We start from the raw sequence: 24,592 nt of genomic DNA on the forward strand, positions 1-24,592 counted from the left end.
TGGCGCGATCATGCTCACGCCCTCCCGCCTCGTCCTCGCCCGGACCCGTCGCGGTCTCACCGCGGTGGAACTGGCGCGCAAGGCGGGCACGAGCCCGGCGAGCATCGGCGACTACGAGCACGGCCGCCGCCAACCGCGACCGGCCACCACCGCCAGGCTCACCGAGGCCTTGGGCTTCCCGCCGGGTTTCCTCGAAGCCGACGACGTGCCCGACGTCGAAGTGGCGTTCACCAGACCGGCGGCCAAGCGGCAGCGGGACGCCGCAGTGGGCGCCGCCCGCCTGGCCATCGGCTTCGACGGCTGGCTGACCCGCGCCTTCACCCTCCCCGAGCCGGACGTGCCGACGTGGGAGCACCCCGACCCGGAGACCGCCGCCGAAGTGCTGCGCGCCCGCTGGGGCATCCCGCACCGGCCCGCGCCGAATCTGGTGCACCTGCTGGAGGCGCACGGCGTGCGGGTCTTCTCCCTGCCGCCGGACTGCGCCGCGGTCGGCCCGTTCTCCTGCCGCCACGCCGGCACCCCGTACGTCTTCCTCGACCCGACGGCCTCACCGGGTCAGGCCCGCGTCGACGCGGCCCGCGAGCTCGGCCGGTTGACCCTCGGGCCGCTGACCGGGGCGGCGGAGGCGCAAACGTTCGCCACCGCGTTCCTGCTGCCCCGGGCCGGGGTGCTGGCCGCGGTGTCCCGAGGGCCGCTGACCGAGCAGGTCGTCGCGCACAGCGCCACCTGGCACGTCGACCCGGTGGACCTGGCGCACCGGCTGCGGGAACTCGGCCTGCTGACCCGGCCGCAGCACGCGACCGTGTGCGCCCAGCTGGCCCGCCGTGCGGCGGGAATGGCTCACCGCGAGACGTCCCAGCTGCTCACGAAGGTCTTCCGGGCCCTGCGCGCCCAGGGCACCACGCCGCACGGTGTCGCCCGTGAGCTCCTGTTGGACGTGGAAGAGCTGAACGGGCTCGTGTTCGGCCTCGTGCTCACGGCGCTGCCCGGTGAGGGCGGTTCGGCCGGCGCCGCGAGGGCGAACCTCACCCTCGTTCGGGGATAGCCCAGGCGGTGGCCGCTTCCTTCGCGTAGTCGCCGAACAGCCGCCCGTCACGTCCCAGCACCGAGGGCACGCCGTCGGACAGGGCCGCGTCGTGGCCGTCGAGGATCGCGATCAGGGACATGGTCAGCACCTCGGCGTAAGCGTCCTCGATGCCGCCCTGCACCAACATGGCGGTGTAGTCGGCTGCGGGGACGTCCGTGATGCGGACCGACCTGCCCGAGACCTCGCCGACGCGGGCCACGACGTCGACGAACGTCAACGCTTCCGGGCCGGACAGCTCGTAGGTGACGCCGGCGTGCCCGTCCTGGGTCAAGGCGGCGACGGCGACGTCGGCGATGTCCTGCGCGTCGATGAACGGGTGGGGGCCGTAGTTGCTGTTGGTGGCGTTGGTGTTGGTGGCTTTGCTGCCGGTTGGAAGCACGATCTCGCCGGCCAGGATCTCCGGCAGGAAGTAGTCCTCGCTGAAGTTCTGCGAGAACCACGTCGGTCGCAGGACCGTCCAGTCCACACCGGAATCCCGCACGGCGCGCTCACGGCCGTCGTCCGCCGGGATGCCGCGTGCCGACAACAGGACGATCCGCCGCACCCCTGCTTCCACGGCTTGCGGCACGAACTCCGCCACCTCGGCGGCCTCCAGGTTCAACGCCGGTGGCACGAGGTACACGGCGGTGGCGCCTTCGAGCGCACCCGCCCAGGTGGATCGGTCCGACCAGTCGAAGCGGATCTCCGTGCGGCGGGACACGGCGCGGTGGTCGACACCGAGAGCGTCGAGTGAGGGAACGACACGGCGGCCGGTCTTGCCGGTCGCGCCGAGAACCAGGATCGTCATGCCACCAGACAACCAAGGTCGTGCTGGACGGAACATGGCTCACCGTCCCGGATGCATGTTCAATCGTCTACATGGACGACGTGGCTCAGGTGGCTGGTGTGGACGCTCTCGCCGATCTCCTGCGAGGCCTGCGCGCACGACGCGCCGAGGTGTGCCGCTCGTTCGCCTCACCGCCGTGGGCGCTGGCGTTCACCGAGACGACACCGTTCACGCTCGTCGCCGCCGTGCGTGGCGACACGTGGCTGCTGGTCGAGGACGACACCCCGGTGCTGCTGCGACCGGGCTCGCTCGCGCTGATCCACGGACCGCAGCGGTTCGTGCTCGCCGACGACCCGTCCACACCGCCTCAGCTCGAGGTCCGCGAGGTGGACTGCGAGCAGTGGCTCGTCGGCACCCGCACCTACGGCCTCTCCGGTGACGGCGACACCCTGGTGGTCACCGCCGCCTACTCCGTCGAGGGTGACGTCGCGGCACGGCTGCTGAAAGCGCTGCCGTCGACGTTCGTCGTGCCGTGCGACGAGGAGCACTGCCCCACCGTGGAGGTGCTCGCCGCAGAGGTGGCGAAGGACCAGACCGGGCAGGACATCGTCCTCGAACGGCTGCTGGACCTCCTGCTCGTGTACGCGCTGCGCGAGTGGTTCGACCGGCCCGGCGCGAACACGCCCGCGTGGTACCGGGCGTTGGGTGACGAGACCGTGGGCCCGGCCTTGCGGGCGATGCACGACGAGCCACAGCGCGCTTGGACGGTCGCGGAACTCGCGGCCCGCGCAGGAGTGTCACGGACGGCGTTGGCTCGGCGGTTCACCGCGCTGGTCGGCGTTCCACCGCTCACCTACCTGACCCAGTGGCGCATGGACGTCGCCGCGGACCTGCTGGGCAAACCGGACGCCACGATCGGGTCCGTGGCACGGGCGGTCGGTTATGCGGACGGGTTCGCGTTCAGCACCGCGTTCAAACGGGTACGGGGCGTGCGGCCCAGCGACCATCGTGTGGTAGCTCTGCGGGCATGACTTCTGTGGGTGAGTTGAAAGAGCTGCGAGACGCGCTGCGCCGGTTCGCCGCCGCACGCGGCTGGGACGAGTACCACACCCCGAAGAACCTGGTGATGGCGTTGTCCGGGGAAGTCGGCGAGCTGACCGACCTGTTCCAGTGGCTCACGCCCGAGCAGGCCGCGCACGCGATGGACGACCCCGAGCTGGCGTGGAACGTGCGCGACGAGCTGGCCGACGTCATGCACTACCTGGTGCGGCTGGCCGACAAGCTGGACGTCGACCTCGTCGAGGCCGCGTACGCCAAGATCGAGCGCAACGAGCACCGCTTCCCGACCGGTGATCTGAAGCCGGTCGACGTCCCGAAGTCCGCAGGTGGCCCGGAGTCTGCGCGTGGCCCGGAATCCGCGGGTGGCCCGGAATCCGCGGGCGGGCATTGATGGCGGCGGGCTAGACGTAGGTCAACAACAACAAGATCAAGGAGATGAGGACCACCAGGCCGAGGACGAGCGAAGGCCACATCGGTGTGTCCGAGGCGAGGCGGGCACGTGCGTGCCTGCCTCTGCTACGTCTGGATGTCCAGCTGGACAGTTTGCGCGCCTGCCAAGGCACCGGCGCCTCCCTCATCCATCCACCGCCGCTCATGCCGGCTACGGTATGGATGAACAACCCAGGCCAACGGTGCGTCACCCGGTCGCGGCAGACGCGTCGCCCGTATAGCGGTCGAAGCCGCCGGAAAGTGACGGTTCGCCGTGACGTGGAAACCAGCGAGCGCCGAGAGCGGTGCTGAACGCAAAAAGCCTTCAGGGGCACCCTGACCGGGTGCCCCTGAAGGCGAAGAATTGTTCGGCGGCGTCCTACTCTCCCACACCCTCACGAGTGCAGTACCATCGGCGCTGGAAGGCTTAACTACCGGGTTCGGAATGGGACCGGGTGTTCCCCAACCGCTATGACCACCGAAACACTATGAAATTACCAACCCGTAGGCACCACACCCCACCCCACACAAGGGTGGACCGTGACGGTCCGGTTCGGTTCTTTCAGAACCGCACAGTGGATGCGTAGCGTCTTCATGACAAGTCCTCGGCCTATTAGTACCGGTCAACTCCAGCCGTTACCGACCTTCCATCTCCGGCCTATCAACCCAATGGTCTCTTGGGGGCCTTAACCCACAAAGGGGTGGGATACCTCATCTAGGAACAGGCTTCCCGCTTAGATGCTTTCAGCGGTTATCCCTTCCGAACGTAGCCAACCAGCAATGCCCTTGGCAGGACAACTGGCACACCAGAGGTCCGTCCGTCCCGGTCCTCTCGTACTAGGGACAGCCTTCCGCAAGTATCCTACGCGCGCGGCGGATAGGGACCGAACTGTCTCACGACGTTCTAAACCCAGCTCGCGTACCGCTTTAATGGGCGAACAGCCCAACCCTTGGGACCTACTCCAGCCCCAGGATGCGACGAGCCGACATCGAGGTGCCAAACCATGCCGTCGATATGGACTCTTGGGCAAGATCAGCCTGTTATCCCCGGGGTACCTTTTATCCGTTGAGCGACCACGCTTCCACAAGCCATGGCCGGATCACTAGTTCCGACTTTCGTCCCTGCTCGACCTGTCGGTCTCACAGTCAAGCTCCCTTGTGCACTTGCACTCGACACCTGATTGCCAACCAGGCTGAGGGAACCTTTGAGCGCCTCCGTTACCCTTTGGGAGGCAACCGCCCCAGTTAAACTACCCACCAGGCACTGTCCCTGATCCGGATCACGGACCGAGGTTAGACATCCAGTACGACCAGAGTGGTATTTCAACGACGACTCCACACTGACTGGCGTCAGCGCTTCACAGTCTCCCACCTATCCTACACAAGCCGAACCGAACACCAATACCAAGCTATAGTAAAGGTCCCGGGGTCTTTCCGTCCTGCCGCGCGTAACGAGCATCTTTACTCGTAGTGCAATTTCGCCGGGCCTGTGGTTGAGACAGTCGAGAAGTCGTTACGCCATTCGTGCAGGTCGGAACTTACCCGACAAGGAATTTCGCTACCTTAGGATGGTTATAGTTACCACCGCCGTTTACTGGCGCTTAAGTTCTCAGCTTCGCCCCGAAAGACTAACCGGTCCCCTTAACGTTCCAGCACCGGGCAGGCGTCAGTCCGTATACATCGTCTTGCGACTTCGCACGGACCTGTGTTTTTAGTAAACAGTCGCTTCTCGCTGGTCTCTGCGGCCGAAAAATCCTAGCCCGCAAGGGGCTTCAAATCCCTCGGCCCCCCTTCTCCCGAAGTTACGGGGGCATTTTGCCGAGTTCCTTAACCACAGTTCGCCCGATCGCCTCGGTATTCTCTACCTGACCACCTGTGTCGGTTTGGGGTACGGGCCGCATGAACACTCACTAGAGGCTTTTCTCGGCAGCATGGGATCACTCTACTTCGCCTCAATCGGCTATGCATCACGTCTCAGGATATATGAGCTGCGGATTTGCCTACAACTCTCCCTACACGCTTACACCAGTACTACCACTCACTGGCGGAGCTACCCTCCTGCGTCACCCCATCGCTTGACTACTACAAGTTCAGGTCCCGCGCTCCACATCGCCCCTCATCCGAAGAATCAGAGCGGGCTTCGGGCGGTTAGTATCACAAGGTTCGCCATGGGCGCGTTCACACGGGTACGGGAATATCAACCCGTTGTCCATCGACTACGCCTGTCGGCCTCGCCTTAGGTCCCGACTTACCCTGGGCGGATTAGCCTGGCCCAGGAACCCTTGGTCATCCGGCGGACGAGTTTCTCACTCGTCTTTCGCTACTCATGCCTGCATTCTCACTCGTCCAGCCTCCACACCTGGATCACTCCGGCGCTTCAATGGCTGAACGACGCTCCCCTACCCATCCCGACCTAAATCGAAATGACACGGCTTCGGCGGTGTGCTTGAGCCCCGCTACATTGTCGGCGCAGGACCACTTGACCAGTGAGCTATTACGCACTCTTTAAAGGGTGGCTGCTTCTAAGCCAACCTCCTGGTTGTCTGGGCGACCCCACATCCTTTCCCACTTAGCACACACTTAGGGGCCTTAGCCGGCGTTCTGGGCTGTTTCCCTCTCGACTACGAAGCTTATCCCCCGCAGTCTCACTGCCGCGCTCTCACGTACCGGCATTCGGAGTTTGGTTGATTTCGGTAAGCTTGTGGGCCCCCTAGACCATCCAGTGCTCTACCTCCGGCACGAAACACACGACGCTGCACCTAAATGCATTTCGGGGAGAACCAGCTATCACGGAGTTTGATTGGCCTTTCACCCCTAACCACAGCTCATCCCCCAGGTTTTCAACCCTGGTGGGTTCGGGCCTCCACGCGGTCTTACCCACGCTTCACCCTGGCCATGGCTAGATCACTCCGCTTCGGGTCTAGACCACGCGACTCACACGCCCTATTCGGACTCGCTTTCGCTACGGCTACCCCACACGGGTTAACCTCGCCACGCAGCACTAACTCGCAGGCTCATTCTTCAAAAGGCACGCCGTCACCCCTAAAGGCTCCGACGGATTGTAGGCACACGGTTTCAGGTACTATTTCACTCCCCTCCCGGGGTACTTTTCACCTTTCCCTCACGGTACTAGTCCGCTATCGGTCACCAGGTAGTATTCAGGCTTAGCGGGTGGTCCCGCCAGATTCACAGCGAATTTCACGAGTACGCTGCTACTTGGGAACATCACTAGGAGATGTCGGGTTTTCACGTACGGGACTCTCACCCTCTACGGCCACGCTTTCCAGACGCGTTCCGCTAACCACGACATTTTATGACTCCTTGCCAGTCCGGCAGAACCGGCCAGTAAGTCCCACGACCCCGTACACGCAACCCCTGCCGGGTATCACACGAATACGGTTTAGCCTCTTCCGCTTTCGCTCGCCACTACTCACGGAATCACGGTTGTTTTCTCTTCCTGCGGGTACTGAGATGTTTCACTTCCCCGCGTTCCCTCCACACGCCCTATGTGTTCAGGCGTGGGTGACCCCACATGACTGGGGCCGGGTTTCCCCATTCGGATACCCTTGGATCTCAGCTCGGTTGACAGCTCCCCAAGGCTTTTCGCAGTCTCCTACGTCCTTCATCGGCTCCTGGTGCCAAGGCATCCACCGTGTGCCCTTAATAACTTGCCACAAAGATGCTCGCATCCACTGTGCAGTTCTCAAAGAACAACCAGACACCATCCCGCTACTGCCCACGCCTACCGGACAACCCGGCGGTTCGCGGACGGAGACCGTCCTGTCGTTTCTCGCTGAAAGAGACACTCACGTGTTCTCTCAGGACCCAACAGCGTACCGAACAGAAGACTCGAACCCTCGGGAGACCCTTCCATGCCCTTACGGACAGTACTAACTCCCCGGACGATCCCAGATTCTGTATATAGCCAGCATCCACATCATTGAGCAACCACCGATCGATCATTCGCCGATCGCGAGGCTCTCCACAGGCCCTCCGAAGAGAACCGGTGAGGAATGCTCCTTAGAAAGGAGGTGATCCAGCCGCACCTTCCGGTACGGCTACCTTGTTACGACTTCGTCCCAATCGCCAGTCCCACCTTCGACCGCTCCCCCCAGCAAGCTGGTTGGGCCACGGGCTTCGGGTGTTACCGACTTTCGTGACGTGACGGGCGGTGTGTACAAGGCCCGGGAACGTATTCACCGCAGCGTTGCTGATCTGCGATTACTAGCGACTCCGACTTCACGGGGTCGAGTTGCAGACCCCGATCCGAACTGAGACCGGCTTTGTGGGATTCGCTCCACCTCACGGCTTAGCAGCCCTCTGTACCGGCCATTGTAGCATGTGTGAAGCCCTGGACATAAGGGGCATGATGACTTGACGTCATCCCCACCTTCCTCCGAGTTGACCCCGGCAGTCTCCCATGAGTCCCCGCCATTACGCGCTGGCAACATGGAACGAGGGTTGCGCTCGTTGCGGGACTTAACCCAACATCTCACGACACGAGCTGACGACAGCCATGCACCACCTGTACACCAGTCCGAAGAGGCCTACATCTCTGCAGGTTTCCGGTGCATGTCAAGCCCAGGTAAGGTTCTTCGCGTTGCATCGAATTAATCCACATGCTCCGCCGCTTGTGCGGGCCCCCGTCAATTCCTTTGAGTTTTAGCCTTGCGGCCGTACTCCCCAGGCGGGGTGCTTAATGCGTTAGCTGCGGCACGGAGGACGTGGAAGTCCCCCACACCTAGCACCCACCGTTTACGGCGTGGACTACCAGGGTATCTAATCCTGTTCGCTCCCCACGCTTTCGCTCCTCAGCGTCAGTATCGGCCCAGAGACCCGCCTTCGCCACCGGTGTTCCTCCTGATATCTGCGCATTTCACCGCTACACCAGGAATTCCAGTCTCCCCTGCCGAACTCAAGTCTGCCCGTATCGACTGCAGGCTCCACGTTAAGCGTGAAGTTTTCACAGCCGACGCAACAAACCGCCTACGAGCTCTTTACGCCCAATAATTCCGGACAACGCTCGCACCCTACGTATTACCGCGGCTGCTGGCACGTAGTTAGCCGGTGCTTCTTCTGCGGGTACCGTCAGTTGCCCTTCGTCCCCGCTGAAAGAGGTTTACAACCCGAAGGCCGTCATCCCTCACGCGGCGTCGCTGCATCAGGCTTTCGCCCATTGTGCAATATTCCCCACTGCTGCCTCCCGTAGGAGTCTGGGCCGTGTCTCAGTCCCAGTGTGGCCGGTCACCCTCTCAGGCCGGCTACCCGTCGTCGCCTTGGTAGGCCATTACCCCACCAACAAGCTGATAGGCCGCGGGTCCATCCTGTACCGCCGGAACTTTCCACCCCACAAGATGCCTAATGGAGTCATATCCGGTATTAGACCTAGTTTCCCAGGCTTATCCCAGAGTACAGGGCAGGTTACCCACGTGTTACTCACCCGTTCGCCGCTCGTGTACCCCGAAGGGCCTTACCGCTCGACTTGCATGTGTTAAGCACGCCGCCAGCGTTCGTCCTGAGCCAGGATCAAACTCTCCAATAAGGAATGTTTGATCGCTCCGAACAACACTGACATGAATGTCAGTTGTCCAGTAACAATCTCAAAGGAAACCTCTTGACGAGGTTCATAAATTTACTGGCTATTCGGCACGCTGTTGAGTTCTCAAAGAACACGCGCTCACCGTCACTCATCGCTGTGTGCGATTCGATCTGGGGCTTGATGTCCGCCGCGCTCCGTTCCGGTCTCTCTCCGGCCCGTTCCGCGCTGGCAGAGAGAAAGTTACACCCCGCCCAACGTGGAGACAAATCGGGGGTCAGGAGGCACGTCTGTGCAGGTAGTACCCCCTGCGACGACTCTCAAACCGGATCATGTGTGACCGGGACCACTCAGACGAGTTTTCCGTGGGGTGCGGACGGCAGGTGGACGGCCACGGACAGCCCGCCGCCGGGCACCGCCGTGGCGTGCGCCTGACCCTCGTGAGCCGCGACGGCGGCCCGCACGATGGACAGCCCGAGGCCGGTGCCGGTGCGCGCGGTCCGGTCGGTGCCACCCCGGCGGAACGGCTCGAACAGCTCTTCCACCCGGTCCGGAGCGATGACGGGACCGGACGACGACACCCGCAGCGACGTCCACTCGGGCCCGCCCTCGGTGCGCACCTCGATCCACCCGCCGGGCAGGTTGTGCCGCACGGCGTTCTCCAGCAGGTTCCCGGCGATCCGCTCCAGCAGCGCCGGGTCGCCCACCGCGGGCGCGGGGGCGCTCAGGAACGACACCCGCAGCTGGCGCTCCTCCGCCTCCCCCCGCACGGCCCGCCACGCGGACTCGACCACGGCGTTGAGGTCCACCGGTTCGCGCACCGCCAACCCGAGCCCGTCCGTGCGCGCGAGCAGCAACAAGGCGCTGACCAACTGCTCGGCCCGTTCCGTCGCGGCACGCACGACGCCGGCCATCCGGCGCAGCTCCGCCTCGTCGGCGTCCGGGTCGGCGAGCGTGACGTCGAGCTCGGTCCGGATCACGGCCAGCGGTGTGCGCAGCTCGTGGGAGGCGTTGGCGACGAACCGCCGTTGCGACTCGAACGCCGCCTGGAGCCGGTCGAGCATCGCGTCGAACGTGTCGGCCAGCTCGGCGACCTCGTCCCGGGGACCGTCCAGGCGCAGCCGCTCGCCGAGCGACTCGGCGGACAGCCGGCGGGCCGCGTCGGTCACGTCGTGCACGGGCTGGAGCACGCGCCCGGTGATGGTCCACGCGAGCAGGGCCGCGGCGGCGACCACGCACAGGAAGGCGATCGAGCCGGACCGCAGCACGTCGTCGCGCGCCTGTTGGCCGAGCAGGTCCATCAGCGCGTCGGCCTCGACCTCACGGCCGTCCACGATGACGGTGCTGCCGTCGGCGAAGCGGGGCGAAGAGGCGATGACCCGGCCGACGAGCAGCCAGCCGAGCAGGAGCAGGAGGCTGCTGACGAACGCGACCAGTCCGGTCGCGAGCAGGGTGAGCCGCGTCCGCAGCCCGGGTCCGCGCCTGCGGGCCAGCTCAGGGTTCAGCGCGGGCCGTCCTCGGGGAAACCTGCCGTGGGCACGCGGTAGCCCGAGCCGACCACCGTGTCGATGATGCCCGGTTCGCCGAGCTTCTTGCGCAGCGTCATCACGGTGACGCGGACGGTCGTGGTGAACGGGTCGGCGTTCTCGTCCCACACGCGTTCCAGCAGCTCTTCGCTGGAGACCACGGAGCCCTTGGCGGCCAGCAGCACCTCCAGCACGCCGAACTCCTTGCGGGTCAGCTCGACGGGCTGGCCGGCGCGGCGCACCGTGCGGCGGGCCGGGTCGAGTTCGACGTCGCGGGCGGTGAGCAGCGGAGGGGTGGCCGGGGTGGCGCGGCGGGCGAGGGCCCGGACGCGGGCGACCAGCTCGGGGAACGCGAACGGTTTGGCCAGGTAGTCGTCGGCGCCGAGGGAGAGTCCCGCGACGCGGTCGTCGACGCCGGCGCTCGCGGTGAGCATCATGACCCTGGTGAGGGCGCCTGAGCTGAGGATCTCCTTGCAGAGCTCGTCGCCGGACATGCCGGGTAGATCGCGGTCGAGCACGACCACGTCGTACCGCGTCACGGTCGACTTCTCGTGGCCGGTCTCACCGTCGTAGGCGACGTCGACCGCCATGCCTTCGCGCCGCAGGCCACGCGCGATCGCGTCGGCCAGCGGCACCTCGTCCTCGACTACCAGGATCCGCACCCCACAAAGGTGCCACACATCCCTGAGAAGGTGCTTAGCGTGACGCTGCCGGCCCGCCAGGCGTGCCGCGGGTCGGTGGGAGCCGTCGGGTGCGGGTGCCGGTGGGAGCCGGTCGTCGGGGTGACGCGAATCCATTCGCGTCCGGCGGTCAGGTGCCCGGTGAATTGCGCTCGGCCATTTCCGGCCGTTGGACCTGAGCCGGTTTCATCATTGCTGCGCCGACTCGCACGAGCAGGCTGCCGACGACGCCCGTGAACAACCGGGCGACGGAGGGCGGCGGCGCCCGGTGGATCGGGCCGGCCGCGCGGAGTTCGGCGTCGAGGCGGTGCCAGCGCTGTTCCCAGTCCTCGACCCTGCCGCCGCAGGCGCGGACATACGCCGTGGTCACGGGCAGGGTCGGCAGGCGTCTGCCCCCGGCCGCGTCGCACAGGGCCGCGGCGGAGAAGTGCGCTCGCCTGGCCAGTTCCCGGTAGGGCGGGTGACCGGCGCTTTCGCGGAGGTCCCGGAGGCCCCGCGCGAACACCACCAGCGGGTCGTCGGAGTGGTCGAGTTCGCGTTCTTTCCTCGGCATGGTTCTTACCCCCGCAGTGATTGTTCAGGGATTGTCGTTCAAGGTCCAGGAACGCTCCGTGAACAACCCCATCGGGGTACACAGGTTTCCGTCCGGATTTCCACGCGAGGAGGGCTCGACATGAACAGGGCGGTTCGTGCCGTACTGGCGTTCGCAGCGGTCGTGGGTGTAGGTGGTGCCACGGCGGCGCCGGCTACCGCTTCGGCGGACCCACAGGAGTGCCGGGGTGGCTACCTGTGCCTGTACAGCGGCATCGGCTACACCGGTCACCTGTGGATGAAGTCGCGGTGCGGCTTCTACAACATCGGCCTGGAGGGGTGGAGCGACCGCGTGCGGTCCTACCGGAACCTGCAGTCCACCGGCACGGTGTCGATCTTCATGCAGTGGGACGGCGCGACCTGGGTCGAACTGGGCCGGTCGACGGCCTCCGAAGAGGTGTACGACGCGACCTCGATCTACGCCACCGACGGCGTGTGGGTCTGCTGATCGGCGTCCCGCGTCACCGAGACCCCGGCCGTGCAGCGGCAGGCCGGGGTCTCGGTGGGGGTGTGCCCGCTACTTCTCGGCGGCCGCGCCCACCTGGGCGGGCTCGGAGGCGACGACCCACTCGGTGATGCGGCGGGAGACGTCCTGGGCGGTCAGGCCGATGTCGGAGAGGACTTCGGCCCGTTCGCCGTGCTCCTGGAAGGCCTGCGGGATGGCCAGGTCGCGGAGCGGGGTGTCGACGGCGGCGTCGCGCAGCGCGGCGGCCAGGGCCCAGCCGAAGCCGCCGTGCCGGCCGTTGTCCTCGACGGTGACGACGAGGCGGTGGTCGGCGGCCAGGGCGACCAGGTCGTCCGGGACGGGGAAGACCCAGCGGGGGTCCACGACGGTGACGCCGATGCCCTGGTCGGCGAGGCGCTGGGCGGCGGCCAGGCCGAGTTCGCCGAACGCGCCCACGGTGACCAGGAGGACGTCGGAGCCCGAGCGGTGCAGGACGTCGACGGTGCCGATGCGTTCGAGGGCCGGCAGGTCGGGGCCCACCGAGGCCTTCGGGTAGCGGACGACGGAGGGTGCGTCGGAGATGCGGACGGCTTCGCGGAGCTCTTCGCGCAGCGAGGCGGCGTCGCGGGGGGCGGCCACGTGGATGCCGGGGATCAGGCCGCAGATGGACAGGTCCCACATGCCGTGGTGGGAGGCGCCGTCGGGGCCGGTGACACCCGCCCGGTCGAGGACGACGGTGACGCCCTGCCTGTGCATGGCGACGTCCATCAGGAGCTGGTCGAACGCCCGGTTGAGGAAGGTGGCGTAGATGGCGACGACCGGGTGCATGCCGCCCATGGCGAGGCCGGCGGCGGAGGTCATGGCGTGCTGCTCGGCGATGCCCACGTCGAAGCAGCGGTCCGGGTAGAGGCCCGCGAACTTGTCCAGGCCTGTCGGGCCGCGCATGGCGGCGGTGATGGCGACCAGGTCGGGCCGTTCGCCGCCCAGGGTCGCGATCTCGTCGGCGAACACGTGGGTCCAGGTGCGCTTGGACGGGCCGATGTTCTCGCCGGTGATGGGGTCGATGACGCCGGTGGCGTGCATCTGGTCGGCCTCGTGGTTCTCCGCGGGCGCGAAGCCGTTGCCCTTGCGGGTGACGGTGTGCACGATGACCGGTCCGCCGAAGGACTTGGCGCGGCGCAGCGCCGACTCGAGCACGGCGTGGTCGTGGCCGTCGACGGGGCCGATGTACTTGAGGCCGAGGTCCTCGAACATGGCCTGCGGGCTGAGGGCGTCCTTGATGCCGCGCTTGGCGGCGTGCAGGGCGGCGTAGACGGGCTTGCCGACGAACGGGGTGCCCTGCAAGGCGGACTTGCCGCGCTCCAGGGCGCGTTCGTAGCCGGGTTGCAGGCGCAGCGACGAGAGGTGGTCCGCGAGGCCGCCGATGGTGGGCGAGTAGGAGCGGCCGTTGTCGTTGACCACGATGACGACGGGTCGGTCGGTGCCGGAGGCGATGTTGTTCAACGCCTCCCAGCACATGCCGCCGGTCAGGGCGCCGTCGCCGACGACCGCGACGACGTGCCGCCGCTGACCGCCGAGCTGGTAGGCCTTGGCCAGGCCGTCGGCGTAGGACAGGGCGGTCGAGGCGTGGCTGTTCTCCTCGACGTCGTGCTCGCTCTCGGCCCGGGAGGGGTAGCCGGACAGGCCGCCCTTCTGGCGGAGCGTGTCGAAGCCGGCGCGGCGGCCGGTGAGGATCTTGTGCACGTAGCTCTGGTGGCCGGTGTCGAAGACCACCGAGTCGTGCGGCGAGTCGAAGACCCGGTGCACGGCCATGGTCAGCTCGACGACACCCAGGTTCGGACCGAGGTGCCCGCCGGTCCGGGAGACCTTGTCGACCAGGAAACGCCGGATCTCACCGGCGAGCGCGACCAGCTCGTCAGGTCCCAGCCGTTTCAGATCCGCCGGTCCGTGCACGGATTCCAGCAGCGTCACTCGCTCCACCTCGCCCTGTGGTTCGGGTCCCCGACTCGTCCGGTCAGTCTACGGACCACGGGCTGAGACGCCTGTCAGCGAGCGGGCCGCAGCAGGGCGACGCATTCGACGTGGTGCGTCATCGGGAACGCGTCGAACGCCCTGAGCTGGGCCAACTCGTAGCCGTGCTGGGCGAAGACGGCGATGTCGCGGGCCAGGGCGGCCGGGTCGCACGCGACGTAAACCACACGGGCGGGTCGGCTGCGGGCGATCGCGGTGACCACGACCTTGCCCGCGCCCTTGCGCGGCGGGTCGAGGACGACGACGTCGGGTGGCGCGTCGGTGAACCCGGGTGAGTCGAGCACCACCTCGGTGCGGCCCGGGTGCCAGCTGATCTGCGGCTGGTCGGAGAGGTTGAGCCGGCCGTCGGCGACGGCGCCGTAGGACGACTCGACCACGGCGACGGAGCCGGTGGGCCCGACCTGCTCGGCCAGGACGGAGGCGAACAGGCCGACGCCGCCGTAGAGGTCCCAGGCGCGGTCGCCGGGGCGGCAGTCGGCCCAGTCGCCGACGACCTCGGCGAAGGTGTCCGCGGCGGCCGGGTGGACCTGCCAGAAGCCGTCCGAGCGGAGGTTCCACGTGCGGCCGGCGGCCAGTTCGGTGGCGGTGCCGCTGCCCTGGCGCAGGCGGGAGGGGCCGGGGACGGGGCGGCCCCGCCGGACGATGGGCGGGCCGATCTCGGTGACGTGCGTCCGGCCGCCCGCGTCGCGGGCGACGACCAGCTCCGACTTGGGCGGCCACGTGCGGTCGACCACGTCGTCCAAGGCGTCGGGGACGGCGATCACGCAGTGGTCCACGGGGATGACCTGGTGGCTGCGGTGGGCGCGGAAACCGGGGCGGCCGTCCGGGCCGACGGCCATGCGCATCCGGGTGCGCCAGTCCTCCGGGCCGCCGGGCAGGTCCTCGACGATGACCTCCCAGTCGAGCTTGGCCAGACGGTGCAGCTGCTCGGCGACCACGGCGGCCTTCAGCTCGCGCTGGGCCTGCCACGACGCGTGCTGCCAGTCGCAGCCGCCGCACAGGCCGGGACCGGCGAACGGGCACGGCGCGGGCACCCGGTCGGGTGAGGCCTGCAGCACCTCGACGGCGTCGCCGCGGCAGAACGAGCCGCCGGTGTCCTCGGTGATCCGCACGACCACCCGCTCGCCGGGCAGCGCGTGCCGGACGAACACGACGCGGCCCTCGTGCCGGGCCACGCAGTGCCCGCCGTGGGCGACCGCGCCGACCTCGACCTCGATCAGCCGCTGCATCCAGGTCGCCGTCACTTGCCGTCCTTCTCTCGGCCGCGCTTGTCCAGGCCGCGGCGGATCGCGCCGGGCGCGACCACGTCGTCCTTGTCGGTCACCTTCGAGGATGAAGCCAGCTGCCATGGGACGCTCGTCACCATCACGCCCGGTTGGAACAGCAGCCTGCCCTTGAGCCGCAGCGCGCTCTGGTTGTGCAGGAACTGCTCCCACCAGTGGCCCACGACGTACTCCGGGATGAACACGGTGACCACGTCGCGCGGGTTGTCGGTGCGCACCCGTTTGACGTAGTCGAGGACCGGTTTGGTGATCTCGCGGTAGGGCGACTCGATCACCTTGAGCGGCACCTTGAAGTTCTCCTTCTCCCATTCCCGCACCAGGCGGCGGGTGTCGCCGTCGTCCACGTTGACGGTGACGGCCTCCAGCATGTCCGGCCGGGTCGCCTTGGCGTACGCCAGGGCCCGCAGGGTGGGCATGTGCAGCTTGGAGACCAGCACCATGGCGTGGTTGCGGGCGGGCAGCAGCTTCTGCCGCTCCTGCTGGCGCAGCTCCTCGGCGACCCGGTCGTAGTGCCGGCGGATGGCCGTCATCAGGGCGTACAGGGCGGCCATCGCGGCGATGGCGATCCACGCGCCCTTGGTGAACTTGGTGATCAGCACGACCACCAGCACCGAGGCCGTGAGCGCCAGGCCGAAGGCGTTGATCGTCTGCGACCGGCGCATCCGGCGGCGGGCCACCGGGTCCGTCTCGGTCTCCAGCAGCCGGTTCCAGTGCCGGACCATGCCGGTCTGGCTCATCGTGAACGAGACGAACACGCCGACGATGTAGAGCTGGATGAGCTTGGTCACCTCGGCGTCGAACGCGATGACCAGCACGATCGCCCCGCCCGCGAGGAAGACGATGCCGTTGCTGAACGCGAGCCGGTCGCCGCGGGTGTGCAGCTGGCGGGGCAGGTAGCGGTCCTGGGCGAGGATCGAGCCGAGCACCGGGAAGCCGTTGAACGCGGTGTTCGCCGCCAGCACGAGGATCAGGGCGGTGACCACGGTGATGAAGAAGAACCCGAACGGGAAGCCCGCGAACACCGCGTGGGCGATCTGGGCGACCATGGTCTTCTGCTCGTAGCCCGCGGGCGCGTTGACGAGCTGGTGCGCCGGGTTCTCGGCCATCTTCACGCCCGTGAGCTGGGCCAGCACGATCAGGCCCATCAGCATCGTGACCGCGATCAGGCCCATCGCCAGCAGCGTGGTCGCCGCGTTGCGCGACTTCGGCTTGCGGAACGCCGGCACGCCGTTGCTGATCGCCTCCACGCCCGTCAGCGCCGCGCTGCCGGACGAGAAGGCGCGCAGCACGAGGAACACGAACGCCAGGCCCATCAGGTGGTCGTCCTCGGCCCGCAGCTCCAGCCCGGCGCTCTCCGCGCGCATCTCCTCGCCCAGGACGAAGCCGCGGAACAGGCCGTAGCCGACCATGAACAGGATGCCGGCCATGAACGCGTAGGTCGGGATGGCGAACGCGCTGCCCGACTCGCGGATGCCGCGCAGGTTGATGGCGGTGAGCAGGACGATCGCGACGACCGCGAACTCGGCCTTGTGGGTGGCCACGAACGGGATGGCCGAGCCGATGTTCGCCGCCGCCGACGAGATCGACACGGCGACCGTGAGGATGTAGTCGACCAGCAGGGCGCTCGCCACGGTCAGGCCCGCACGGCGGCCCAGGTTGACCGTGGCGACCTCGTAGTCGCCGCCGCCCGACGGGTAGGCGTGCACGTTCTGCCGGTAGCTCGCGACCACCGTGAGCATCACGACGACCACGGCCGCGCCCACCCACGGCGCCAGCGCGTAAGCCGACAGCCCCGCCACCGACAGCACGAGGAAGATCTCCTCGGGCGCGTAGGCCACGCTCGACATCGCGTCCGAGGCGAACACGGGCAGGGCGATGCGCTTGGGCAGCAGGGTGTGGGCTAGGCGATCGCTGCGGAAGGGCCTGCCGACCAGGAGGCGCTTGGCCGCGGTTGCGAGCTTGGACACGGGTCGAAAGCGTAAGGGGTCAGGTCCCCTGGTCGGAGTAATCGTGGGTAGGTTCTCCGTAAGCGTCGTTCAGGAGGCTTTCGTGCACGTGGTGATCATGGGCTGCGGCCGGGTGGGCTCGTCCCTGGCCAAGGCGCTGGAGCGCCTCGACCACCAGGTATCGGTGATCGACAAGGACGCCCAGTCCTTCCGCAGACTCGGCCCGGACTTCCACGGCCAGCAGGTCGTCGGCAACGGATTCGACCAGAAGGTGCTGATCGAGGCCGGGATCGAGCGGGCGGGCGCGTTCGCGGCCGTGTCCAGCGGCGACAACTCCAACATCATCTCGGCGCGGGTGGCGCGGGAGACGTTCGGGGTGGAGGCGGTGGTCGCCCGGATCTACGACGAGAAGCGCGCCGCGGTGTACGAGCGGCTCGGCATCCCGACCGTGGCGACCGTGCCGTGGTCGACCGACCGGTTCCTGCGGATGCTGCTGCCCGAGGGCACCGCGACGGCGTGGCGCGACCCGTCGGGCACCGTCGCCGTGCTGCCGCTGGAGCTGCACGAGGACTGGGTCGGGCACACCGTGCGCGACCTGGAAGAGGCCACCGGCTGCCGGGTGGCGTTCGTGATGCGGTTCGGGACGGGCGTGCTGCCCGACTCGAAGACCGTGCTGCAGGAGGACGACCAGGTGTACGTGGCCGCCCTGTCCGGCACCGTGACCGACGTGGCCGCGGCTGCGGCTCACGCGCCCGAGGAGAGCTGAGTGCGTATCGCGATTGCGGGTGCCGGCGCGGTGGGTCGTTCCATCGCGGCCGAACTGGTGTCCGACGGGCACCAGGTGATGCTGATCGAACGTGACCGCAGGCACTTCGAGCCGCACACCGTGGAGCAGGCCGAGTGGGTGCAGGCCGACGCGTGCGAGCTGTCGTCGCTGGAGGACGCCGGCATGCAGCTGTGCGACGTGGTGATCGCGGCGACCGGCGACGACAAGGTCAACCTGGTGGTGTCGCTGCTGGCGAAGACCGAGTTCGCGGTGCGTCGCGTGGTGGCGCGGGTGAACGACCCGGCCAACGAGTGGCTGTTCACCGAGTCGTGGGGCGTGGACGTGGCCGTGTCGACGCCGCGCATCCTGTCCGCGCTGGTGGAGGAGGCCGTGACGGTCGGGGACGTGGTGCGGCTGATGACGTTGCGCCAGGGCCAGGCCAACCTGGTGGAGATCACGCTGCCGGGTGACACACCGCTGGCGGGGTCGCCGGTGAACGGCTTGGCGCTGCCCCGGGACGCCGCCCTGGTGACGATCCTGCGCGGCGGCCGGGTCATCGTCCCGACACCGGACGACACGCTCGAAGGCGGCGACGAACTGCTGTTCGTAGCCGCCGCGGACGTCGAACAGGAGATCCGTTCGGCTCTGGGTTACTGACCGGTCGTCCGAGATCGGTCGACACGTCGTCGACTGGCCCGAATTCGGCACCCCAAATCTTTTCCGGAGCCGGGTTCGGCCACTCGGCGATTCCGCGTCGAAGCGAATTCCCGCTCGAAGCGATCGAACTCCTGCGCGTGCGGTCGAGTGCCGACGACCCGGTAGCCCAGGGCTGCTGCCAGGCGTTCGGCGGACTCCTCTGCGGCATTCGATCGCCCCACGAACGACCCACAGCGTGGCCGATACCCCACTGTTAGTGTCACAACATCGAGTGAGACAGGTCGCCGCCACTCGGGGTGCTTCCGCTACCGGCCGTCCCGCCCGCCTCTTGAACATCTCGCCAAAACGCGAATGCGGCGAGTGGATCGAGATCATTCGAGGGGGACGCGTGTTGAAGATTCATTTCACGCCGGCGGACCTGGCGCGCACGAACGTGGCGCCGGCCGTGGACCCGCTGTGGGAGATCGTGCTCAGCGGGTTCCAGCTCGACCGCCTGGAGACGACCCTGCTCAGACCGTGGGTCCACCGCCTGCGCTCCGACCCGGCACGGGTGACGGCGATGCGCCCCGGGGCCCGGGTGCTGGGAGTCCTCGCACCCAGGGGCGCCTACTTCCCCGACTTCCTCACCCCGGGGCGGGGAGCTCTCGGTCTGGACCTCGGACTCGAAGCCGTGCGGTCGGTCGACGTCGACAGGCTGACCCACGAGGTGCACCGGTTGGGAACCCACCACCCGCTCCCCCCTTGGACCCGGGACCTCGGCAACCCGTCCTCGGACGTGCTCCGCCGACTCGTCGACACCTGGCGCTCCTACCACGAAGCCGTCATCCGGCCCGAGGAAGACACGATCCAGGCGGCGGTCGACGCCGACCTCGCCCAACGCGCGCACGCGATCCTCACCGGCGGCCTGACCGGCCTGTTCGACAGCCTGGCCCCGCTGCTCCGCTGGCGAGCACCTGTCCTCGAAGTCGACTACCCCCTCGACCGGCACATCCACCTCGGCGGTCGCGGCCTGCGCCTGATCCCCTCCTACTTCTGCCAGGGAACACCGATCTCCCTCGCCGACCCGGACCTGCCCCCGATCCTCGTCTACCCGATCGCCGCCGAGCACCGCCTGCCCGACCAGCGGTCCGGAGACCCCCTCGCCTCCCTGCTGGGCCCGACTCGCGCCGCCGTGCTGCACGCCGTCGGGTCCGGCCGCACCACCAGCGAACTCGCCCGCCGGACCACGATCTCGATCGCCTCGGCCAGCCGCCACACCGCCGTGCTGCGCGAGGCGGGACTGATCTCCTCCTGGCGGCACGGAGCGACGATCCGCCACTCCCTCACCGACACCGGCACGAGGCTCCTCGGCCGCACCTGACACGACCCCGCGCCTCCTCTCGAGACGATCTTTGCGCCCCGGTGCAAAGGCATGGTCGCCGTCCGCCGACCGCGACACGCTGTCCCGGATCAGGAAACCGCCCGAGACCAGGGAACGAGGACCATGAGAAGAACAGCTACCGCCATCGCGGCCGCCGGCGCCATCGCCTGTGCGATCGCCCTACCGTCGACCGCGCAGGCCGTTCAAGGTGAGTGCGTGTTGACGTGGGGCTCCGGGGGCAACAGCGTCACTGTGCTCTGCGCCGGCTCGTATCCGGACCAGTTCCGGGCCGCACTCATCTGCTACACGAGCCCCACGTCGGGGTACACCCAGTACGGACCCTGGAAGTACGGGGGCGCAGGCAGCTCCGGCGCCGCGTGCGGCAATGGCGAGGAAGCGGGAAGTGCCGGGGTGAGATGGCGAGTCGTGTACTGACCGCACGCGACGTATCGACGCCTGGCACGCCGTGTGCGGAGCCGGAGCTTCCAATTCGGACGGCGCCGCGTACGTCGCAAGCGGTGCCGGCGCCACCATCCGCACAGGGTCGTCGACCAACGGCAGCCGATCGCACTGCGGGGTTGTGATCTGCCTGGGCGGCTTGCCGTGCGGGCGGCGGTCCATCGCGAACGGCACGGATGACTGCGCCGAGCGCTGCCCCGGCAGTCGGTGCCCATGAAGGCGGTCGTGGGTCGGCTCGGTCACTCCCCGGAGCAGCCTGACGTGCTGCGGCCGAGCAGCGCGCCGCCCACCGACTCGCCGGTGGGCGGCGGGCCTGTGGGCGCGGGTCGGTCGGGCTAGCGGTCCTCGGTTCGGGCTGGTGCCGGACGAGGGGTCGGAGCGTGCCGCGCCTTGTCGGCGTCGGAGAGGACCTGGTCGGTCGCGGCGTCGAGCATCTGGTCGTAAATGTTCGGCTCGCCGTTGGCCTCGGACTGGGCGCGGAGGCGTTCCTCGGCTGCCCGGTTCTCCTCTTCCTCGCGGGCGAGGGTGGCTTTCAGGCGCTTGTCCGACCGGCGCACCGCCCAGACCGTGGCGACCAGCGCCACCGCCATCAGCGGGTAGCCCATGGCCAGCCGCGCGGCCGCCAGCCAGCCCACCGACGCCTCGTCGTACAGCCACCGCTGCACCACGAACCGCGCGATGAACACCAGCGCCCACACGAGGGTGGCGATGTCGTAGTCGCGGACGCTCGCCTTGTCCTTGCGCCACGTCTGGCCCTGGCCGTTGAGGAACGACCAGATCACGCCCGCGAGAGGCCACCTGACCAGGATCGACAGCACGAACCCGCCGCCGTAGACGAGGCTCTGCCAGATGCCGAACAGGAAGAAGCCCTTGGCGTCGCCGGTCCGGTAGGCGATGAACGCGGCGATGCCGACGCCGAAGACCGCCGAGACGGCGGGCTGCACGGAGCCCTTGCGCAGGGCCAGCACGATGCCGATCACGACGGAGAACGCCAACGCGCTCCAGATCGCGGGCATCAGCCCGGCGAACGCGTTGACCAGCACGAACACCACGACGGGCAACGAGGAGAACAGCAGGCCGCTCACGCCGCCCATCTGCTCGAGGAGGGTGGGCTGCTTCTCGGACTCGTTCACTGGGGTCATGAAGCGTTCTGCAGCTCGTAGTAGGGGTTGTAGAGCACCTTGCGCCCGTCGCGCACGGCGATCCGACCTCTGGCCTTGATGGTGCGACCAGGTTCGATGCCCGCGATCCGGCGCCGGCCAAGCCAGACCAGCGTCACGCCCTCGGTGCCGTCGTACAACTCCGCCTCCAGCGTGGCCGCCGCGTCACGCGGGCACAGCTCGACGCTGCGCAACCTGCCCAACACGGTCACCTCTTGTCCGGACTTGCAGTCGCACGCTCGGATGGCCCCGACGGCCACGGCTTTTCGTGACAGGTCGTCGGCGTCCAACTCGCTCACGTCGGTGGTCAGCCGACGCACGAGGCGGCGCCAGTAGCCACCCCCAGTACCAGTCATCCCCGACTCCTGGAATGCGCGGGGCCTCGACGACGAAGCCCGTCCAACAGCCAGCGTAACCGGGTACACCCGACCGGGTATCCGACTGGGGGAGGATCTGCCGTCATGAGCTCGTCACGTGCCGTTCTGCTGCCGGGCACCGCGTCCGACGAGGTGTTCATCTCCGCGGTGTTCGCCCGCCCCCTGGCCGAGGCCGGGTTGGCGCTGCTCGCGCCCGCGTCCCGGGGCGTCCGGGAGCACGTGGCGGCGCTGGACGCCGCCTGGGACGGCACGCCGCTGGTCGTGGGCGGTGTGTCGCTGGGCGCGCACGTGGCGGCGGCGTGGGCGGTGCGGCACCCCGAGCGGTGCGCGGGCCTGCTGCTGGCGCTGCCCGCCTGGCACGGCGCGGCGGACGGCGCGCCGGCGTCGGCGACGGCACGGGCCAGCGCCTCGGTGGTGGGGTCGGCGGGCGTCGAGGCCGCGTTGACCGGCGTCGACGGGTGGCTCGGCGACGAGCTGCGGCGGGCCTGGCCCCGGTACGGGTCGCGGCTCGCGGACGTGCTGGAGGAGGCCGCCGGCGAGCCGGCGCCCTCGTTGGCCGAGCTGAGCGGCCTCACGGCGCCGGTGGGGGTCGCGGCCTGCACCGACGACCCCATTCACCCGTTGGAGGTCGCCCGAGCGTGGGTCGAGGCACTCCCCCGTGCCGCTCTGCGCACGACGACGTTGGCGGCGCTGGGCGCGGACCGGGAGTCCCTGGGCCGCGCCGCGCTCGACGCCTACCGCTCCGCGCAGGCGGCGGTCTAGCCCTGCTGCTGCGCCTGGATGTGCCGGGCGATGGCCTCGGGCAGCTCGATCGGCAACGGCGTGCGCACCGGCATCGCCTGCTCGCCGCGCACCACGACGGTGTCCCGCATCAACGCGTAGAGGGCGTCGGTCGCCTTGGCGCTCTGCTCCTCCGTCGGGGCCGCCGCGATGCCCCGCAGCATCCACCGCGGCCCATCCACGCCGACCACCCGAAGGTGTACTTCATTGTTGCGGGCGGTGATCTCCTCGCCCCACTCGCCGTTCTCCCGCAGGATCCGGAAGCCGTCGCTCTTGAACTGGGCGATCATCTCGCCGCTGACGTCCGGCCACAGCCGGTCCTGCTTCGGCGCGGCGAACGCGCTCACGGTGAGCTGGCCGACGGTCGTGAGCAGGTGCACCGCCCGCACCGCGCCCGCCGGGTCCATCTCCACCTGGAGCTGCACGCCCTCGGGCACGGGCAGCCGGATCGAGCCGAGGTCCAGCCGGTTCAGGCCGTCGTCCGGGGCCTGCGTCGAGTCGAACGGCCCCTCCTCCGCCTCCTCGGCGCCGTCGAACTCGACCTCGGGTTGCGCCGTCCCCCGGTTCGCGGAGTGCCTACCGCGCTTGCGGCGCTTTCCGAACATCGCCTTCACCCCTCCGTCCGGGCGAGCACGTCGTGCCCGCCTGTAGAGCCGTAGCCGCCCTCGCCCCGCGCGGAGCCGGGCAGCTCGTCGACTTCGCGGAACACCGCGTGCTCCACCTTCTGCACCACCAGCTGGGCGATCCGGTCACCGCGCGTCAGCACTACGGGCTCGCGCAGGTCGTGGTTCACCAGGCACACCTTGATCTCGCCCCGGTAGCCCGCGTCGATCGTGCCCGGGGTGTTGACCACGCTCAGGCCGACGCGCGCGGCCAGGCCGGAACGCGGGTGCACGAACCCGGCGTACCCCTCCGGCAACGCGATCGCGACACCAGTGCCCACCACCGCGCGCTCCCCCGGTTCGATCACCACGTCGGTGGTCGTCACCAGGTCGGCCCCGGCATCACCCGGTCGGGCGTAGGCCGGGAGCGGCACGGCGGGATCGAGCCGGGACAACAGGACCTCGACGCTGGGCACGGCGCGCGAGACTACCCTGGTGGCGTGAGCGAGACTGCTGTGACCGCCCCGATCGCGTTCCGCGAGCGGTTGTACGTGCCCTGGTGGGGTTGGCCGCTGCCGCTGGCCGCGGCCGTGCTGCTGGCCGCCGAGATCCACATGGGCTTCCCCGGCGTGCGGTCGTGGCTGCCGTACGTGATCACCGTGCCGCTGGCGGTGCTGCTGATCGTGCGGATGGGCTCGGCGAAGGTCGAGGTGTCCGGCGGCGAGCTGCGGGTCGCCTCGGCGCACGTGCCGCTGGAGCTGCTCGGCGAGGTCGAGGTGTTCGGCTCGAAGGACAAGCGGAAGGCGATGGGGCCGAACCTGGACCCGATGGCGTTCGTCACCCACCGGGGTTGGGTCGGGCCGATGGTGCGGGTCGAGCTGCGGGACCCGGCGGACCCGACGCCGTACTGGCTGTTCAGCGTGCGTTCGGCGGAGAAGCTGGCGGCCCTGCTGCGCGATCGGTGAGGCCGTTCGGCAACGGGACTGGGCGCCACCCCGGCGGTGGGGGTGAGCGCCCAGGTCTGGTCGTAGGAGCGTGTTCGGTCGTGCCTC

Annotated in this window: 19 protein-coding genes, 3 rRNA genes and 1 pseudogene; 9 read left to right on the top strand and 14 right to left on the bottom strand. The window is 68.3% G+C overall.

From position 1 onward, the window contains the following. Positions 1-10 precede the first annotated feature (10 nt). On the top strand, positions 11-1,045 hold the full coding sequence (locus tag EDD40_RS13980; RefSeq protein WP_123743292.1) for a helix-turn-helix domain-containing protein: 1,035 nt from the start codon (positions 11-13) through the stop codon (positions 1,043-1,045). Here the strand turns inward: EDD40_RS13980 and EDD40_RS13985 are convergent. Continuing rightward, on the bottom strand, positions 1,026-1,874 hold the full coding sequence (locus EDD40_RS13985) for an NAD(P)H-binding protein (RefSeq protein ID WP_211348171.1): 849 nt from the start codon (positions 1,872-1,874) through the stop codon (positions 1,026-1,028). The two genes, EDD40_RS13980 and EDD40_RS13985, sit on opposite strands and share 20 nt — an antisense overlap. 98 nt (positions 1,875-1,972) lie before the next feature. On the opposite strand from EDD40_RS13985, the gene EDD40_RS13990 reads away from it, so the two are divergent. Further along, positions 1,973-2,884 (top strand): AraC family transcriptional regulator, encoded by a 912-nt coding sequence (locus EDD40_RS13990; RefSeq protein ID WP_123743293.1) that lies wholly within the window; start codon positions 1,973-1,975, stop codon positions 2,882-2,884. Next, a pseudogene (locus EDD40_RS13995) lies at positions 2,881-3,207 on the top strand (nucleotide pyrophosphohydrolase); the annotation flags it as partial. The gene EDD40_RS13990 and the pseudogene EDD40_RS13995, both read left to right, overlap by 4 nt. 500 nt (positions 3,208-3,707) lie before the next feature. Here EDD40_RS13995 and rrf read toward each other — a convergent pair. The 6 genes from rrf to EDD40_RS14025 all read right to left on the bottom strand — a co-directional run bounded on the left by rrf (position 3,708) and on the right by EDD40_RS14025 (position 11,636). Then, positions 3,708-3,824: ribosomal RNA gene (rrf, locus tag EDD40_RS14000) — 5S ribosomal RNA — on the bottom strand. A 110-nt stretch (positions 3,825-3,934) separates the two neighbouring features. After that, positions 3,935-7,015: ribosomal RNA gene (locus EDD40_RS14005) — 23S ribosomal RNA — on the bottom strand. Positions 7,016-7,365: 350 nt separating this feature from the next. Continuing rightward, positions 7,366-8,883, bottom strand: a 16S ribosomal RNA gene (locus tag EDD40_RS14010). The 16S, 23S and 5S rRNA genes sit together here, the layout of an rRNA operon. Positions 8,884-9,227: 344 nt before the next feature. After that, a complete protein-coding gene (locus EDD40_RS14015) occupies positions 9,228-10,211 on the bottom strand; it encodes a sensor histidine kinase (RefSeq protein ID WP_236594772.1) in 984 nt (327 codons plus the stop codon). A 167-nt stretch (positions 10,212-10,378) separates the two neighbouring features. Continuing rightward, positions 10,379-11,065: a response regulator transcription factor gene (locus EDD40_RS14020; protein WP_123743295.1), complete on the bottom strand. Its 687-nt coding sequence runs from the start codon at positions 11,063-11,065 to the stop codon at positions 10,379-10,381. 148 nt (positions 11,066-11,213) lie between these two features. Further along, complete coding sequence (locus tag EDD40_RS14025; RefSeq protein WP_123743296.1) at positions 11,214-11,636, bottom strand: helix-turn-helix domain-containing protein; 423 nt, start codon at positions 11,634-11,636, stop codon at positions 11,214-11,216. Between the two features lie 120 nt (positions 11,637-11,756). On the opposite strand from EDD40_RS14025, the gene EDD40_RS14030 reads away from it, so the two are divergent. After that, on the top strand, positions 11,757-12,122 hold the full coding sequence (locus EDD40_RS14030; RefSeq protein WP_123743297.1) for a peptidase inhibitor family I36 protein: 366 nt from the start codon (positions 11,757-11,759) through the stop codon (positions 12,120-12,122). Positions 12,123-12,191: 69 nt separating this feature from the next. Here EDD40_RS14030 and dxs read toward each other — a convergent pair whose 3' ends face one another. From dxs to EDD40_RS14045, 3 genes are all read right to left on the bottom strand, one after another. Further along, the gene (dxs, locus tag EDD40_RS14035; RefSeq protein WP_123743298.1) at positions 12,192-14,090 is read right to left on the bottom strand and encodes a 1-deoxy-D-xylulose-5-phosphate synthase; all 1,899 of its coding nucleotides are present in this window, start codon (positions 14,088-14,090) and stop codon (positions 12,192-12,194) included. A 74-nt stretch (positions 14,091-14,164) separates the two neighbouring features. Beyond that, the gene (locus EDD40_RS14040; RefSeq protein WP_123748011.1) at positions 14,165-15,379 is read right to left on the bottom strand and encodes a class I SAM-dependent RNA methyltransferase; all 1,215 of its coding nucleotides are present in this window, start codon (positions 15,377-15,379) and stop codon (positions 14,165-14,167) included. Positions 15,380-15,390: 11 nt separating this feature from the next. Beyond that, positions 15,391-17,400 carry an APC family permease gene (locus EDD40_RS14045; protein WP_123743299.1) on the bottom strand — a complete coding sequence of 670 codons (2,010 nt, stop codon included), beginning with the start codon at positions 17,398-17,400 and terminating at the stop codon, positions 15,391-15,393. Between EDD40_RS14045 and EDD40_RS14050 the strand changes: the two genes are divergently transcribed. The 3 genes from EDD40_RS14050 (at position 17,309) to EDD40_RS14060 (ending at position 20,162) form a co-directional block, all read left to right on the top strand. Further along, positions 17,309-18,145 carry a potassium channel family protein gene (locus EDD40_RS14050; RefSeq protein WP_425471184.1) on the top strand — a complete coding sequence of 279 codons (837 nt, stop codon included), beginning with the start codon at positions 17,309-17,311 and terminating at the stop codon, positions 18,143-18,145. The genes EDD40_RS14045 and EDD40_RS14050 overlap by 92 nt on opposite strands. Continuing rightward, positions 18,146-18,802, top strand: a complete 657-nt coding sequence (locus EDD40_RS14055; protein ID WP_123743301.1) for a potassium channel family protein — start codon at positions 18,146-18,148, stop codon at positions 18,800-18,802. A gap of 388 nt (positions 18,803-19,190) precedes the next feature. Continuing rightward, a complete protein-coding gene (locus EDD40_RS14060; protein ID WP_123743302.1) occupies positions 19,191-20,162 on the top strand; it encodes an ArsR/SmtB family transcription factor in 972 nt (323 codons plus the stop codon). A 794-nt stretch (positions 20,163-20,956) separates the two neighbouring features. Here the strand turns inward: EDD40_RS14060 and EDD40_RS14065 are convergent. After that, positions 20,957-21,763 (bottom strand): DUF3159 domain-containing protein, encoded by an 807-nt coding sequence (locus EDD40_RS14065; protein WP_123743303.1) that lies wholly within the window; start codon positions 21,761-21,763, stop codon positions 20,957-20,959. Continuing rightward, positions 21,760-22,137: an OB-fold nucleic acid binding domain-containing protein gene (locus EDD40_RS14070; RefSeq protein WP_123743304.1), complete on the bottom strand. Its 378-nt coding sequence runs from the start codon at positions 22,135-22,137 to the stop codon at positions 21,760-21,762. The genes EDD40_RS14065 and EDD40_RS14070 overlap by 4 nt, the downstream gene beginning before the upstream one ends. Positions 22,138-22,242: 105 nt before the next feature. Here EDD40_RS14070 and EDD40_RS14075 point away from each other — a divergent pair, with 105 nt between their 5' ends. Then, positions 22,243-22,920, top strand: a complete 678-nt coding sequence (locus tag EDD40_RS14075; RefSeq protein ID WP_123743305.1) for an alpha/beta fold hydrolase — start codon at positions 22,243-22,245, stop codon at positions 22,918-22,920. Here EDD40_RS14075 and EDD40_RS14080 read toward each other — a convergent pair. Continuing rightward, positions 22,917-23,543, bottom strand: coding sequence for a DUF3710 domain-containing protein (locus EDD40_RS14080; protein WP_123748012.1), 627 nt, complete (start codon positions 23,541-23,543; stop codon positions 22,917-22,919). The genes EDD40_RS14075 and EDD40_RS14080 overlap by 4 nt on opposite strands. Before the next feature lie 5 nt (positions 23,544-23,548). Then, positions 23,549-24,016: a dUTP diphosphatase gene (gene dut, locus EDD40_RS14085; RefSeq protein ID WP_123743306.1), complete on the bottom strand. Its 468-nt coding sequence runs from the start codon at positions 24,014-24,016 to the stop codon at positions 23,549-23,551. A 24-nt stretch (positions 24,017-24,040) separates the two neighbouring features. On the opposite strand from dut, the gene EDD40_RS14090 reads away from it, so the two are divergent. Continuing rightward, positions 24,041-24,505, top strand: a complete 465-nt coding sequence (locus EDD40_RS14090) for a DUF3093 domain-containing protein (protein ID WP_170185073.1) — start codon at positions 24,041-24,043, stop codon at positions 24,503-24,505. Positions 24,506-24,592: the final 87 nt, after the last annotated feature.

This window comes from Saccharothrix texasensis (assembly GCF_003752005.1).
Taxonomy (GTDB): Bacteria; Actinomycetota; Actinomycetes; order Mycobacteriales; family Pseudonocardiaceae; genus Actinosynnema; species Actinosynnema texasense.

Bases quoted from the DNA above. Each gene is read 5' to 3' on its own strand.
- EDD40_RS13980 (WP_123743292.1), top strand. From the start codon at position 11: ATGCTCACGCCCTCCCGCCTCGTCCTCGCCCGGACCCGTCGCGGTCTC.
- EDD40_RS13985 (WP_211348171.1), bottom strand. From the start codon at position 1,874: ATGACGATCCTGGTTCTCGGCGCGACCGGCAAGACCGGCCGCCGTGTC.
- EDD40_RS14025 (WP_123743296.1), bottom strand. From the start codon at position 11,636: ATGCCGAGGAAAGAACGCGAACTCGACCACTCCGACGACCCGCTGGTG.
- EDD40_RS14030 (WP_123743297.1), top strand. From the start codon at position 11,757: ATGAACAGGGCGGTTCGTGCCGTACTGGCGTTCGCAGCGGTCGTGGGT.
- EDD40_RS14040 (WP_123748011.1), bottom strand. From the start codon at position 15,379: ATGCAGCGGCTGATCGAGGTCGAGGTCGGCGCGGTCGCCCACGGCGGG.
- EDD40_RS14050 (WP_425471184.1), top strand. From the start codon at position 17,309: ATGCGCTTGGGCAGCAGGGTGTGGGCTAGGCGATCGCTGCGGAAGGGC.
- EDD40_RS14065 (WP_123743303.1), bottom strand. From the start codon at position 21,763: ATGACCCCAGTGAACGAGTCCGAGAAGCAGCCCACCCTCCTCGAGCAG.
- EDD40_RS14070 (WP_123743304.1), bottom strand. From the start codon at position 22,137: ATGACTGGTACTGGGGGTGGCTACTGGCGCCGCCTCGTGCGTCGGCTG.
- EDD40_RS14075 (WP_123743305.1), top strand. From the start codon at position 22,243: ATGAGCTCGTCACGTGCCGTTCTGCTGCCGGGCACCGCGTCCGACGAG.
- EDD40_RS14080 (WP_123748012.1), bottom strand. From the start codon at position 23,543: ATGTTCGGAAAGCGCCGCAAGCGCGGTAGGCACTCCGCGAACCGGGGG.